Annotated in this window: 11 protein-coding genes; 5 read left to right on the top strand and 6 right to left on the bottom strand. The window is 63.0% G+C overall.

Annotated features, from left to right (window positions below):
* The first annotated feature begins 201 nt into the window (after nucleotides 1-201).
* Nucleotides 202-3,144, top strand: a complete 2,943-nt coding sequence (locus NHH88_06095; GenBank protein USX15356.1) for a ribonucleoside-diphosphate reductase subunit alpha — start codon at nucleotides 202-204, stop codon at nucleotides 3,142-3,144.
* Between the two features lie 96 nt (nucleotides 3,145-3,240).
* Entirely contained in the window at nucleotides 3,241-4,368 is a 1,128-nt protein-coding gene (locus NHH88_06100; GenBank protein USX15357.1) for a ribonucleotide-diphosphate reductase subunit beta, read from the top strand.
* Between the two features lie 52 nt (nucleotides 4,369-4,420).
* On the opposite strand, the gene NHH88_06105 is transcribed toward NHH88_06100, so the two are convergent.
* Nucleotides 4,421-5,905, bottom strand: coding sequence for an FAD-dependent oxidoreductase (locus tag NHH88_06105; protein USX15358.1), 1,485 nt, complete (start codon nucleotides 5,903-5,905; stop codon nucleotides 4,421-4,423).
* A gap of 81 nt (nucleotides 5,906-5,986) precedes the next feature.
* Here NHH88_06105 and NHH88_06110 point away from each other — a divergent pair, with 81 nt between their 5' ends.
* From NHH88_06110 to NHH88_06120, 3 genes are all read left to right on the top strand, one after another.
* Nucleotides 5,987-6,469 (top strand): MarR family transcriptional regulator, encoded by a 483-nt coding sequence (locus tag NHH88_06110; protein USX15359.1) that lies wholly within the window; start codon nucleotides 5,987-5,989, stop codon nucleotides 6,467-6,469.
* 948 nt (nucleotides 6,470-7,417) lie between these two features.
* On the top strand, nucleotides 7,418-8,434 hold the full coding sequence (locus NHH88_06115; protein ID USX15360.1) for a hypothetical protein: 1,017 nt from the start codon (nucleotides 7,418-7,420) through the stop codon (nucleotides 8,432-8,434).
* Nucleotides 8,435-8,527: 93 nt separating this feature from the next.
* Nucleotides 8,528-9,043, top strand: coding sequence for a YggT family protein (locus tag NHH88_06120; GenBank protein USX17275.1), 516 nt, complete (start codon nucleotides 8,528-8,530; stop codon nucleotides 9,041-9,043).
* A gap of 196 nt (nucleotides 9,044-9,239) precedes the next feature.
* On the opposite strand, the gene NHH88_06125 is transcribed toward NHH88_06120, so the two are convergent.
* The 5 genes from NHH88_06125 to accB all read right to left on the bottom strand — a co-directional run bounded on the left by NHH88_06125 (nucleotide 9,240) and on the right by accB (nucleotide 14,580).
* Nucleotides 9,240-10,178 carry a carbohydrate kinase family protein gene (locus tag NHH88_06125; GenBank protein USX15361.1) on the bottom strand — a complete coding sequence of 313 codons (939 nt, stop codon included), beginning with the start codon at nucleotides 10,176-10,178 and terminating at the stop codon, nucleotides 9,240-9,242.
* Nucleotides 10,179-10,189: 11 nt separating this feature from the next.
* A complete protein-coding gene (locus NHH88_06130; protein USX15362.1) occupies nucleotides 10,190-11,683 on the bottom strand; it encodes a DUF3426 domain-containing protein in 1,494 nt (497 codons plus the stop codon).
* A gap of 8 nt (nucleotides 11,684-11,691) precedes the next feature.
* The gene (gene prmA / locus NHH88_06135; GenBank protein USX15363.1) at nucleotides 11,692-12,624 is read right to left on the bottom strand and encodes a 50S ribosomal protein L11 methyltransferase; all 933 of its coding nucleotides are present in this window, start codon (nucleotides 12,622-12,624) and stop codon (nucleotides 11,692-11,694) included.
* Nucleotides 12,624-14,000: an acetyl-CoA carboxylase biotin carboxylase subunit gene (accC, locus tag NHH88_06140; GenBank protein USX15364.1), complete on the bottom strand. Its 1,377-nt coding sequence runs from the start codon at nucleotides 13,998-14,000 to the stop codon at nucleotides 12,624-12,626. The genes prmA and accC overlap by 1 nt, the downstream gene beginning before the upstream one ends.
* A gap of 112 nt (nucleotides 14,001-14,112) precedes the next feature.
* Nucleotides 14,113-14,580 (bottom strand): acetyl-CoA carboxylase biotin carboxyl carrier protein, encoded by a 468-nt coding sequence (gene accB, locus NHH88_06145; protein USX15365.1) that lies wholly within the window; start codon nucleotides 14,578-14,580, stop codon nucleotides 14,113-14,115.
* Between the last annotated feature and the right edge of the window lie 11 nt (nucleotides 14,581-14,591).

Here is a 14,591-nt window from a genome sequence, read left to right on the forward strand (position 1 = left end):
GATCGGTTCTTCGCAATCACTAGATATAGTAGTTCACATGGCACTGGTTAATCAAATCACAGCAAGTCCCTGGACCAACTCACCACCCTTATTAAAGTAGTTTAACCAGCCAGGCAGGTGTGGCTGATCGCTTTTTTTTGGACTTTTTTTTACAAACATAGCCGCGCAGCTCTGACTGCACGCCGTTATCGGGGAGCTTAAATGCAATCTACACAAGACATCACCATCAATCCAGCGCTGGTACCAGCAGCCGCTGCGAGCACCGCCAGCAGCCCGTCCACGGCAGCGGGCGACCTCGGTGACTACCGCATCATCCGCCGTAACGGCGCGGTCGTCGCGTTTGAACCGTCGAAAATCGCGATCGCCGTCACCAAGGCCTTCCTGGCCGTGAACGGCGGCCAGGGCGCCGCCTCCGCGCGCGTTCGCGAGCTCGTAGAACAGCTGACCGCCAGCGTCGTGACGGCACTGGTGCGCCGCCAGCCATCGGGCGGCACCTTCCACATCGAAGACGTGCAAGACCAGGTCGAGCTGGCGCTGATGCGCTCCGGCGAGCACGATGTCGCCCGCGCCTATGTCCTGTACCGCGCCAAGCACATGGAAGAGCGCCGCGCGCTCAAGGAAGCGCAAGGCGCCACCGCCAAGATCGCCGCGCCGCAAATCCACGTGCTGGAAAACGGCGAGCGCAAGCCGCTGGAAATGGACCGCGTCACCGGCCTGATTAACGCCGCCTGCATCGGCCTGGAAAAGCACGTCGACGCCGACGCGATCGTCGCCGAGACGCTGAAAAACCTGTACGACGGCGTGCCGGTCGAAGAGCTGCACAAGTCCGCCATCCTGGCCGCCCGCGCGCTGATGGAAAAGGACCCGGCCTACTCGCAAGTGACGGCCCGCATCCTGCTGCACACGATCCGTAAGGAAGTCTTCGGCAAGGAAGTCGCGCAGGGCGCGGCCGCCGCCGAGTACATCACCTACTTCCCGCAATACATCGCCAAGGGTATCGAAAACGAGCTGCTGGACACCAAGCTGGCCGAATTCGACCTGGCCCGCTTGGCCAAGGCGCTGGTCGCCGACCGCGATCTGCAGTTCGGCTACATCGGCCTGCAAACCCTGTACGACCGCTACTTCCTGCACGTGCGCGACGTGCGCATCGAAATGCCGCAGGCGTTCTACATGCGCGTGGCGATGGGCCTGGCCCTGAACGAAAGCGACCGCGAAGCGCGCGCCATCGAGTTCTACAACCTGCTGTCGTCGTTCGACTTCATGTCGTCGACCCCGACCCTGTTCAACGCCGGCACCCTGCGTTCGCAGCTGTCGTCGTGCTACCTGACCACCGTCTCGGACGACCTGGAAGGCATCTACGACGCCATCAAGGAAAACGCGCTGCTGGCCAAGTTCGCCGGCGGCCTGGGTAACGACTGGACCCCGGTGCGCGCCTTGGGCGCCCACATCAAGGGCACCAACGGCAAGTCGCAAGGCGTGGTGCCGTTCCTGAAAGTGGTCAACGACACCGCCGTCGCGGTCAACCAGGGCGGCAAGCGCAAGGGCGCGGTCTGCGCCTACCTGGAAACCTGGCACATGGACATCGAAGAGTTCCTGGACCTGCGCAAGAACACCGGCGACGACCGCCGCCGCACCCACGACATGAACACCGCCAACTGGATTCCGGACATGTTCATGAAGCGCGTGATGGAAAAGGGCGACTGGACCCTCTTCTCGCCGTCGGATTGCCCGGACCTGCACGACCTGGTCGGCAAGGCCTTCGAAAAAGCCTACCTGGGCTACGAAGCCAAGGCCGCCGCCGGCGAAATCCGCGTGTTCAAGAAGATCGCCGCGCTGGACCTGTGGCGCAAGATGCTGTCGATGCTGTTCGAAACCGGCCACCCATGGATCACGTTCAAGGACCCATGCAACATCCGTTCGCCGCAGTCGCACGTGGGCATGGTTCACAGCTCGAACCTGTGCACCGAGATCACGCTGAACACCGGCCCTGACGAAATCGCCGTCTGCAACCTGGGTTCGGTCAACATGCCGGCCCATATGAAAGAGGGCAAGCTCGATCACGTCAAGCTGCAAAAGACCATCCGCACCGCGATGCGCATGCTCGACAACGTCATCGACATCAACTACTACGCCGTCGACAAGGCCCGCAACGCCAACATGCGCCACCGTCCGGTGGGCCTGGGCGTGATGGGCTTCCAGGACTGCCTGCACATGATGCGCGTGCCGTTCTCGTCGCCGGAGTGCGTGGCCTTCGCCGACACCTCGATGGAAGCGGTGTGCTACTACGCCTACCTGGCCTCGACCGAGCTGGCGGAAGAACGCGGCCATTACCAGTCGTACAAAGGTTCGCTGTGGGACCGCGGCATCCTGCCACAGGACTCCGTCAAGCTGCTGGCCGAAGAGCGCGGCGGCTACCTGGAGCAGGACCTGTCGTCGGCGATGGACTGGACCCCGGTGCGCGACCGCATCAAGAAGTTCGGCATGCGTAACTCGAACTGCGTGGCGATCGCCCCGACCGCGACGATTTCGAACATCATCGGCGTGTCGGCTTGCATCGAACCGACCTTCCAGAACCTGTACGTGAAGTCCAACCTGTCGGGCGAGTTCACCGAGATCAACTCCTACCTGGTGCGCGACCTGAAGGCGCGCGACCTTTGGGACGAGGTCATGATCGCCGACTTGAAGTACTTCGACGGCTCGCTGGCCAAGATCGACCGCATTCCGAACGACCTGCGTGACATTTATGCAACCGCGTTCGAAGTATCGCCGACCTGGCTGGTGGAAGCGGCATCGCGTCGCCAGAAGTGGATCGACCAGGCCCAATCGCTGAACATCTACATGGCCGGCGCCTCGGGCAAGAAGCTGGACGAGACCTACAAGCTGGCATGGCTGCGCGGCCTGAAGACCACCTACTACCTGCGCACCACCTCGGCCACCCATACCGAGAAGTCGACCTCGAAGACCGGCGCGCTGAACGCGGTGTCGGTGGACGGCGGCATGTCGGCCAGCGCGATCGCCTCGGCGGCTGCCGCTGCCCCTGTCGCTGCGGCGTCGGCTCCTGCCGTCAGCGCCGAAGCGGACGGCGAAGCCTGCTACCTGCGTCCGGGCGACGACGGGTTCGAGGAATGCGAAGCTTGCCAATAAGCTTGGGCTGACTAATATATATATAGAGAGATCCGTCCCGGCCTGTCCGGGCGGTTCTTTTTAGACCGAATAGACGAATTCAGAAGGAAACACACTATGTCGCTGTCCTGGGACGAAGAAGCCGCACCAGCGGTACCACAAGCAGCCGTTAATCAAGCTGCGGAAGCCGCACTGGCCTCCGGCGAAGCCAACGCCGAACAAGTCGCGCTGCGCGTCAACGCCGACGACAAGCGCATTATCAATGGCAAAACCGACGTCAATCAGCTGGTGCCGTTCAAGTACAAGTGGGCATGGGACAAATACCTGGCCGGCTGCGCCAACCACTGGATGCCGCAGGAAGTGAACATGCAGCGCGATATCGAGCTGTGGAAGAACCCGAACGGCCTGACCGACGACGAGCGTCGCCTGGTCAAGCGCAACCTCGGCTTCTTCGTCACCGCCGACTCGCTGGCCGCCAACAACATCGTGCTGGGCACCTACCGCCACATCACGGCGCCGGAATGCCGCCAGTACCTGCTGCGCCAGGCGTTCGAGGAAGCGATCCACACCCACGCCTACCAGTACATCGTCGAGTCGCTGGGCCTGGACGAGTCGGAGATCTTCAACGCCTATAACGAAGTGAAATCGATCCGCGACAAGGACGAGTTCCTGATCCCATTCATCGACACGCTGACCGATCCGGCCTTCACCACCGGCACCGTGGAAAACGACCAGAAGCTGCTCAAGTCCCTGATCGTCTTCGCTTGCTTGATGGAAGGCCTGTTCTTCTACGTCGGCTTCACCCAGATCCTGGCGCTGGGCCGCCAGAACAAGATGATGGGCGCGGCGGAGCAGTATCAGTACATCCTGCGCGACGAATCGATGCATTGCAATTTCGGTATCGATCTGATCAACACGATCAAGATGGAAAACCCGCTGCTGTGGACCCCGGCGTTCAAGGAAGAGATCAAGCAGCTGTTCCTGAAGGCCGTGGACCTGGAGTACGCGTACGCCGAAGACACCATGCCGCGCGGCGTGCTCGGTCTGAACGCGACCATGTTCAAGGGTTACCTGCGCTTCATCGCCAACCGTCGCGCCACGCAGATCGGTTTGGAGACCTTGTTCGACCAGGAAGAGAATCCATTCCCATGGATGAGCGAGATGATCGACTTGAAGAAAGAGCGTAACTTCTTCGAGACCCGCGTCATCGAGTACCAGACCGGCGGCGCGTTGAACTGGGATTGATGGCGGTTTGAGTTGCATGGCAAAAGCCCGGCTTCGCGCCGGGCTTTTTCTTTTATACGAACCGCTCGATGTACTCCGCCAGGCCCGCGTCACCATTCGCCAGCGCTCCGATATACCCGTCCGGCCGGATCAGGGCCACATCCCCCGGCGCGAAGCCGTACGCCGCGCGCAGATGCCCGCCATCGTCGCGCAGCTCGCCGTTCATTCCAACCGTCACTATTCTCAAACCCTTGCGCGGCGCGATCGCGCCGGCGCCGGCCGGCTCGTAGCGCAGCAAGGTCCACGCGCCGCCACCCAGCAGCGTAAATAAACGTAAAGGCTGTCCCGCCGCACCGCGACACGGCGCGTCCGGCGCGCGGTCGCCGGCGCGCACGACGGCGTCGTCCCCGCGCGCGCCGTGCGCCAGCGGCGACGTCCGATACCCCAGGTCGAGCTGGCGCGTCTCGCGTCCGCGCCGCAGATCGCCGCGTGTGCGCGCCGCCTCCAGCAGCTTGCTCGACAGCCCCAGCACGCCGGCCGCCACCTCCCGCCGTTCCGTCTCGTAGGTGTCGAGCAGCGCGTCCGGCGCGCCGCCCACCACCGCCGCCGCCAGCTTCCATCCCAGGTTCCACGCATCCTGCACGCTGGTGTTCAAACCCTGGCCGCCGGTCGGCGGGTGGATGTGCGCGGCGTCGCCGGCGATGAACACGCGGCCGACCCGGTAGCGGTCCGCCAGCCGGGAACTCATCTCGTACACCGAACGCCAATGCACCGCGTGCAGCGCGATGTCGGCGCGGCCGGTGCGGGCGGCGATGACGGCGGCCAGCGCCGCGTCCGAGGTGTCGATGTCGCCGTCGAGCGGCACCGGCATTTGCAGCTGGAACAGATCTGTGCCCATCAGCGGACACAGACCGAGTTGTCCGGCGCCTTCGCCCCATCGGTGCCAGGCGTCGCGACCCAGGCCGGTCAGCGACAGGTCGGCCACCATCGCCCGCATCTTCATCGACTCGCCGGGGAAATCGATCGCCAGCGCCTTGCGCACGAAGCTGCGGCCGCCGTCGGCGCCGACCAGGTAGCGCGCCCGCACCGTCGCCGTCGTGCCGTCGGCGTTCGCCAGCCGCGCGGTGACGCCGTCGCCATCCTGTTCGAAGCCGGTCAGCTCGTGGCCGAAGCGCGGCGCGTGTCCGAGTTCGGCGAGCCTGTCGCGTAGGACGCCCTCCGTCAGATACTGCGGCAGCATCAGCGGCAGGTTGTACGGTTCGGCGGGCGAGGGCGCCATGCCTTCGGTCGACGACTGCTCGTCGTAGCCGCCGTCGGCGCGGTATTTGCGCTGCGGCGGATAGAGCCCGCCGGCCGCCACCATGCGATCGGCCACGCCCAGCGCTTCGAAGATTTCCAGGGTGCGCGGCTGGATGCCTTTGCCGCGCGAGCCGCTGAACGGTCCTTCAATTTTGTCGACCAGCACAAAGTCGATGTGGCGGCGCGCGAGGTCAATCGCCAATGTGAGACCGGCGGCACCGGCGCCGCAAATCAAAATGTCGGTGTTGATAGTGTTCATGGGGTTGTCCTTGATATGTGTATTCCGCACATATTATTCCGGCCTCGGAAAGCTGTCAATAACTATGTGTATAATGCACATATGAACAAAGACCTCTTCGATACCCACAACGCGCTGCTCGACATCATCGGTTTCATGAGCAGGCCGGAACCCGACATCGCCCTGATGTCGGAGATGGACATGCCGCTCGAGCGCGCGCTGCTGCCGCTGCTGATACGCATCGAAAGGCGCGGTCCGATCGGCGTGGTGGAATTGGCCGACCTGGTCGGCCGCGACTACACCACGGTGAGCCGGCAGGTGGCGCGGCTCGACGAACTTGGACTGGTGGCGCGCCGCGCCGGCGCGCGCGACAAACGCGTGCGCGAGGCGGAGGTGACGAAGGCCGGCAGTGAGGTCGTCGCCGTCATCGACGAAACGCGCGAGAAGCAGGTCAGTGAATTGATGGCCGATTGGACCGCCGCCGAGCGGCGCGATCTGGCGCGGATGATGAAGCGTCTCGCCGCCGACATGAACGCCTGGGTGCTGCGCCACATGAGTCCCGACCCCGACGAGGATTCCGAATAGGCTGACGCGCGATCGCCGCGCGACGCGTCGAGCGCTCGGCGATCGCGCAACGACGACAGCGAGAGCACCTCGCCGAACACGCTTCGAACACTCGACGACACATATCCTTACACGCCGACGCGCGCACTGAACGCATGCGCGCCGCCGCGCATCGCAGTATTCCGCTTGCCATTCCCCGCACTCTGTCTCATAATCGCGACGAATTTAAAAACAGTGAGCAGCGACGGCGCGCATGCGATGCGCAAGCGCTCTCGAATTCGGAAGATGGTGGCGAGGGACGCGCGGAGATGCCGGCGACATCGCAGACACCCAGGCGGCAATTGGCTCGCTTTGAAGCGCGTTTTTTTGGCGCGGCGCGGCAAGCGCATTTTCGAACTCGATTGAGCGCGCACATCGCACCACGATGTCGCAAGCGAGCAAGCGCGAACTGCCACGCGTATGTGAAATGGCGAGCATAAGACGAAAAAAAGCGAGCGAATACTTCTCGTGCCGGTTGCGTACCGACAAGGTTTTCGTGTACTTTACGAGATTGAAAATGTGTGTTTATAAAGGTGCGGTTTTTTTGAAGTGCGCACACCGCAGAAATGATCGCGATCACGGGATACAGATTCACAAAGATATGCACAAGACCAAACCGTTTTTGTTCAACCGTCTTTCCTGATTCGGTTCAGGTTGGGCGGTTTTTTGTTTGAAAACAAAAACGGTAGATGGCTGCGACGTAGGTCCCTGGAGCTGAGCACACGCCCGACCACCCGCAAAACGTCGCAACAAGATTTGTATCTGCACGCCGCGCCGGCCACGGACGGCGGACAGATAGATGGCTGAAGTGCTGCACTCGTGAGGGGTTGCAGCAGTTCAGCTGGTGCCGAATTCATTAGCGCAAACGTATTCTGTTTGTGCCGATGAATAATTCGCCTGGCCCAATCCGGGGCCGGACGGGTTTAAATCTTGTATGTGAATTTTCCCATCCCCGATGAAGGAGAACTAAAAATGGCAACTGCCGCAAAGAAACCAGCAGCAAAAAAGCCGGCCGCTACTAAAGCCGCCGCCCCAGCGAAAAAGCCTGTCGCAGCGAAAGCAGCCGCCAAGCCAGCAGCGAAAGCTGCCGCCAAACCAGCCGCTAAACCAGCTGTCAAAGCCGCTGCCAAGCCAGCTGCAAAACCAGCCGTGAAAAAAGCAGCCGCCAAACCAGCAGCGAAGCCAGCAGCGAAAGCAGCAGCCAAGCCAGCAGCTAAGCCAGCAGTGAAAAAAGCAGCTGCCAAGCCAGTCGCTAAAAAAGCCGCAGCAAAGCCAGCAGCAAAGCCAGCCGCGAAAGCAGCAGCCAAGCCAGCAGTGAAAAAAGCGGCAGCAAAGCCAGCAGCTAAAAAAGCAGCAGCCAAGCCAGCAGCAAAGCCAGCCGCTAAAAAAGCAGCTGCCAAGCCAGCAGCGAAAGCAGCAGCCAAGCCAGCGGCAAAAAAAGTAGCGGCCAAACCGGCAGCGAAAAAAGCGGCCGCCAAGCCAGCCGCTAAACCTGCCGCGAAAGCAGCAGCTAAACCAGCAGCCAAAAAAGCTGTCGCCGCTAAACCAGCCGCCAAGGCAAAAACAGCAGCCAAGCCAGCTGCAAAGGCAGCGGCTAAGCCAGCAGCAAAAAAGCCGGTTAAGGCAGCCGCCAAGCCGGCAGCTGCCAAGAAGCCAGCCGTCAAGGCTGCCGCCAAGCCAGCTGCTAAACCAGCGGCTAAACCTGCAGCAGCCAAGCCAGCAGCAGCCAAGCCGGCCGCCGCTCCAGCACCGGCAGCTGCTCCAGTTGCCGCGGCAGCACCTGCTCCGGCAGCCAAGCCAGCTGTGAAAAAAGCCGCCTCTAAAGCGGCCGCACCGAAGAAGGAAGCTGTCGCCAAGCCAGCCGCGCCTGCTGCCGCGCCTGCGGCAAAGACCGTGTTGGCACCGGCGGCCGCATGGCCGTTCCCAACCAGCACGCGTCCTTCCTAAGCTAAATACTTAGGTGCCTGCTGAGGCAACCGGCCGCTGTGTGAGACAATCACACAGCGGCTTTTTTTTGGAGGGACCGTGCTTAGTATTGTTATGTTGATTGTCGACGCCATCGCCACCCTGTTGGGCGGGGCCTTGCTGTTGCGCTTCTGGATGCAGGCGATCCGCGTTCGTCCGCCGCAATCGGTGGCCCAATTCACGTTCCAGTTATCGGACTGGCTGGTGCGGCCGTTGCGGCGCATCGTGCCGGGCATGGGCGGCTACGACTGGGCCAGCCTGATCGGCGCCTTCCTGATCGTGCTGCTGGCGACATCGGTGCTGTTCTTTGCCGGCTGGCCGGCGCAGGCGGTGCTGCTGGCCGCGCTCGAGCGCTTCCTCAAATGGATACTGTACGGCTTCATGGCGCTGCTGGTGGTCGAAGCGATCTTCAGCTGGGTCAATCCGCACGCGCCACTGGCGCCGTTCGTGCGCGCGCTCAACGAGCCGCTGCTCAAACCGATCCGCCGCGTTGTGCCGCTGGTGGGCAATCTTGATTTGTCGCTGCTGGTGGCGCTGATCGCGCTGCAGATCGCCCAGATTCTGCTGGGCATGGCTTTCAACGGGCGTTGAGTTAAGCCGTTGGCGGCGCTTGGCGGATTACGGCGTGCCGCCTAATCCGCCCTACGTGTCTCCGTGGTCCGCAGCCGAGCCTGGCCTTGGATACATGTCGCCCGGGGACACGCACTTCGAATGACCTCGGAGGCACGTAGGGCGGATTAGCGTAGCGTAATCCGCCATCTCTGCGCCGCCTACATCATTCCTACTTTTAGAAGCGGTAGCCGAAGGCGGCTTCGAAGCGGTCGGCGATCTCGGCGGCGGTGAGCTTGTGGTTCTGGCCGCCCTTGCTGGCGATCTTGATCGCACCCATCAGGCTGGCCAGGCGGCCGGTCGTTTCCCATTTCCAGCCTTGCGTGATGCCGAACAGCAGGCCGGCGCGGTAGGCGTCGCCGCATCCGGTCGGGTCCAGCACGTCGGCGACCTTGACGGCCGGAATCTCGATCCGTTGCCCTTTGGTGTAGATCTCCGAGCCCTGCTCGCCGCGCGTGACGATCAGCGCTTCCAGGCGGCTGGCGATTTCCGGCAAGGTCAGGCCGGTGCGGTCCATCAGCAATTCGATTTCGTAGTCGTTGGCGGTGACGTAGGTGGCCTTGTCGATGAAGGCGATCAGTTCGGCGCCGTTGAACATCGGCAGCTGCTGGCCCGGGTCGAAGATGAACGGGATCTGCAGCTTGGTCAGGTCGGCGGCGTGCTTTTGCATGCCCAGGTGGCCGTCCGGCGAGATGATGGCCACCGCAGCCGCGCCCGCCTTGGCGACGTCGTTCTCGTGCGCGTACGACATGGCGCCCGGGTGGAAGGCGTTGATCTGGTTGTTGTCCTCGTCGGCGGTGACGAAGCATTGGGCGTTGTAGGCCTCCTGCTTGATCAGAATGTTGTCGGTCGAGATGTCGAGCTTGTGCAGGCGCTCGATGTAGGCGGCGTTGTCCTGGCCCATGACGCCGACGATGCGCGGCTCGCCGCCTAGCATCTTGAGGTTGTAGGCGATGTTGCCGGCGCAGCCGCCGTATTCCGTGCGCATCGTCGGCGCCAGGAACGAGACGTTCACTTTGTGCAGCTGGTCGGCCAGCAGGATGCTGTCGAAGCGGCCGGGAAATTGCAGGATGGTGTCGATCGCGAGCGAGCCGCAGATGATGGAGGTCTGAGTCATGTGATAGTTCTTTATGGATAGAAGACTGCGATGTGATAGCCGGATGCTTTCAGCTGTTTCAATTCAAAGTACAGTTTGACAGATTGCTCGCTGCGCGGGGCGAATCCTTTTTCCAGCGCGGCGTCGGCGCCGAGATAATCGCGCGGCGTGAACACGCGGCGCAAAATGGCCTTGTCGTTGGCGTCGTCGAGCACCAGTTCGATGTGCGGCCACTGTTGCGCGGTCGTGCTTTGGTTGCGCAGCAAGGTGGTGAACGAGAAGGTGGTTTCGCTCAGGGTTTGCAGTTCGCCTTGCTCGATGACGAGCTCGTCGATCTGTGTCGGCAGTTCGATCTTGCAACCCAAGGTGGCGCAGATGTCCTGCAAGGTCGGCTTGAGGCCGGGGTAGCTGGCGGCCAGCTGGTTGCGGAAGGTGGTCAAGCCTTGCGCCGCCAGCGCGCCTACCAGCAGCAGCGAGCCGACACCCATGGCGATGTTGATGGTTTTGCCGTAGCGCTCGCGGCGGCGGTCTCGCTTGAGGAAGCCGGGCTCATTCGGGTCGTCGACTTCCTCTTCGGCCGCTTCCGGTTCCGGCGGCTGGACGCTGTGGACTTCCGCCCGGGGTTCGAAGTGGTCTTGCGACGGCGCCGAGGCGGCGCGCAGCAGCGTGTGCAGCTGGGGCGCGGTGTCGCGCTCCCTGGCGGCGGCGAGCTGGACCAGCGCTTCCTCGTCGGCCTCGTCGAGGTCGTAGCGGGAGTCGGGGTCGAGGGTTGGCTCCTGGCGGTCGAAGGCGGGCATCGACGGCGCGGCCTTGGCCTCCTGTTCGGCGGCCTCGGCCGCGATGCTTTGCTCCATCAGCGCCAGTTCGGCCGCCAACGCCGCTTCCAGCTCCTCGTGCGTCATCGGCTTGATGTCGAGCGGGTCTTCCGGCGGCGGTTCGATGTCGGTTGGCTGCCCGTCTTCGGCGGCTTGGAATTCCGGTTCCGGGGCGGGCTCGGGTTCAGGCTCGACCGCAGGTTCGGGTTCAGGCTCGGGCTCGGGCTCGAGCCAATGTTCGGGTTCAGGCTGGAAATCTGGCGCGGGTTCCTGCGCCACAGCGGTCTCGGATTCCGGCTCGGGCTGCCATTCAGGCGCGGGCTGGCAGGAGCCCGACCCCAATTCCGGCTCGGCCGTGAAGGCTTGCTCCTGAACGGACTCGGCCACGGGTTGGTCGAACCGTCCGTCATCGGTCTGGTCCACCGCGCTGTCGAGCTGCAAGGTGTAGATCGGCTCATCGCTGGCGCGAATATCCTGCTCGGCCACAACCTCGTCGAAGGGCGCGAATGTCTGGGGAGGGGAGTAGGGTGCTTCGGACACAACCGGCGCGAACACCGGCTGCGGGATGGCGAGCGGCTCAAGCAGCGCCGCGTTGCCGTCGAAAACTTCATTGCAGGAGCCACAGCGCACTATGCCCCCACGTAATTTCAACTGGTCATGAGCGACCCGAAATGTCGTGCTGCAGTGGGGGCATTTAGTGGCGAGCGCCATCGCTGCCGTTAGCGGGGAGCGGGTACCGCATCACTGCCGAGCCGGCCATGCAGGGCGACCCAGCCGTCTTGTTCCGCCCAAACGCCGAGCTTGATGAACGGGGCGTAGGCGGCAGCCACTTCCTCGGCCTGGCGCGCCAGCACGCCCGACAGGATCAGCGCGCCACCGGGGGCGACGCGGCCCGACAGCATCGGCGCCATCAGTTTGAGCGGGCTCGACAGGATATTGGCGACCACGATGTCGAACTTCTGTTCGGCGTGCTTCGATTGCGCGAAGGTGTCCGGCAGGAAGTATTCGATCTCGCACTTGTTGCGTTCGGCGTTGTCGGCCGCCGATTCGATCGCTTGCGGATCGATGTCGACGCCCACCACTTCGCCGGCGCCGACCTTCTTGGCGACCATCGCCAGGATGCCGGAACCGCAACCGTAGTCGAGCACGGTTTTGCCGGGCGCCGGGTTCGCTTCCAGCCACTCCATGCACAGGCGGGTAGTCGGATGGCTGCCGGTGCCGAAGGCCAGGCCCGGGTCCAGCTCCAGGATCAGGCCGTCAGGGTCGGGCGCCTCGTGCCAGCTCGGCACGACCCAGATGTTTTTGCCGATGTGAATCGGCGCGAACTGCGATTGCGTCAAACGTACCCAGTCCTGCTCCTCGACCTTGCGCGTGGTGAACTTCGGCAGGGTCGCCAGCTTGATCTGTTCGGCGGCGGCGGCCACGATGGCGGTCTGGTCGTCATCCTCGTTGGTCAGGGCGACGACGCGGCTGTGATCCCATGCCGCTTCGGTCGGTTCCATGCCCGGTTCGCCGAACAGCGGGCGCTCCTGGTCGGTGCCTTCGTCGGCGTCTTCCACGGACACCGACAGCGCGCCGACTTCCATCAATGCGTCCGACAGGGCTTCGGCGTGGTCGCGCGCGATTTCGATGACGATTTCAGTCCAGCTCATTATTGCGCCTTCAAACTCAGTTTATGCAGGTCCGGCATGTCGGCCAGCTTCTGTTCCAGGTAATGGATGTTGGTGCCGCCTTCGATGAAGCGGGCGTCGATCATCAGTTCGCGGTGCAGCGGAATGTTGGTCGAAATACCTTCGACGACCATTTCCGACAGCGCGATCTGCATGCGGCGGATCGCCTGCTCGCGGGTGGCGCCGTACGAGATGACCTTGCCGATCATCGAATCGTAGTGCGGCGGCACGTAGTAGCCGGCGTAGGCGTGCGAATCGACGCGCACACCAGGACCGCCCGGCACGTGCCACGAGGTGATGCGGCCCGGCGACGGCGTGAACTTGAACGCGTCCTCGGCGTTGATGCGGCACTCGATGGCGTGGCCGGAGAGCATGACGTCGCGCTGGCGGAAGCGCAGCTTTTCGCCGGCGGCGATGCGGATCTGCTCTTGCACGATGTCGATGCCGGTGATCATTTCGGTCACCGGATGCTCGACCTGCACGCGGGTGTTCATCTCGATGAAGTAGAACTCGCCGTTTTCATACAGGAATTCGAAGGTGCCGGCGCCACGGTAGCCGATCTTGCGGCAGGCCTCGGCGCAGCGGTCGCCGATCTTTTCGATCAGCTTGCGCGGGATGCCCGGCGCCGGCGCTTCCTCGATGACCTTCTGGTGGCGGCGCTGCATCGAGCAGTCGCGTTCGCCCAGCCAGACGGCGTTTTTGTGTTCGTCGGCCAGGATCTGGATTTCCACGTGACGCGGATTTTCCAGATACTTCTCCATATACACTTCCGGATTGCCGAAGGCGGTGCCCGCTTCGGTCTTGGTCATCGCCACGGCGTTGATCAGCGCGGCCTCGGTGTGCACCACGCGCATGCCGCGCCCGCCGCCGCCGCCGGCCGCCTTGATGATGACCGGATAGCCGACCTTGCGGGCGATCTGCACGATCGCTTTCGGATCGTCCGGCAGCGCGCCGTCGGAACCTGGCACGCAAGGCACGCCGGCCTTGATCATGGTTTGCTTGGCCGAGACCTTGTCGCCCATCATGCGGATCGATTCGGAGCGCGGGCCGATGAAGACGAAGCCCGATTTTTCCACGCGCTCGGCGAAGTCGGCGTTCTCCGACAGGAAGCCGTAGCCCGGGTGGATCGCTTCGGCGTCGGTCACTTCGGCGGCGCTGATGATGGCCGGCATGTTCAGATAGCTCAGCGACGAGGGCGCCGGGCCGATACACACCGATTCATCCGCCAGCTTCACGTATTTGGCGTCTTTGTCCGCTTCCGAGTGGACCACAACCGTCTTGATGCCCATTTCGCGGCAGGCGCGCTGGATGCGGAGGGCGATTTCGCCACGGTTGGCAATGAGGATTTTTTCAAACATGATAGGTTCGCGTATGTCTGTGAGCGCCGAATATCCGGCAACGTCAGGTAGAGGAGGGAATGCGGAACAAAGCCGGCGCGCCCGTCACCGACGGGGAGGGCGCGAACCGGACTTAGCCTATCACAAACAGCGGTTGGCCGAATTCGACCGGTTGGCCGTTCTCGACCAGAATCTGGGTGATCGTGCCGGATTTGTCGGCATCGATTTCATTCAACAGTTTCATTGCTTCGATAATGCACAGGGTGTCGCCTTCCTTGACGACGGCGCCCACTTCGACATACGCGGCCGAACCCGGCGCCGACGAACGGTAGAAGGTGCCGACCATCGGCGATTTGACGATGTGGCCGGTTGGCTCGGCGGCGACGGCCGGGGCCGCTGCGGCGGCGGGCGCTGCGGCAGGCGCGGGGGCTGCGTGGTACTGCGGCTGCATGCCTTGCGGCTGCATCATCACCATCTGGTTTTGCGGCATGGCCGACGATTTGACGATGCGGACTTTGCTTTCGCCTTCGGTCACTTCGAGCTCGGCGATGTCCGACTCCGCGACCAAATCAATCAAGGTCTTCAGCTTGCGTAGATCCATGTAACCCCCGG

This window comes from Oxalobacteraceae bacterium OTU3CAMAD1, assembly GCA_024123915.1.
In the GTDB taxonomy this organism is placed as follows: domain Bacteria; phylum Pseudomonadota; class Gammaproteobacteria; order Burkholderiales; family Burkholderiaceae_D; genus Rugamonas.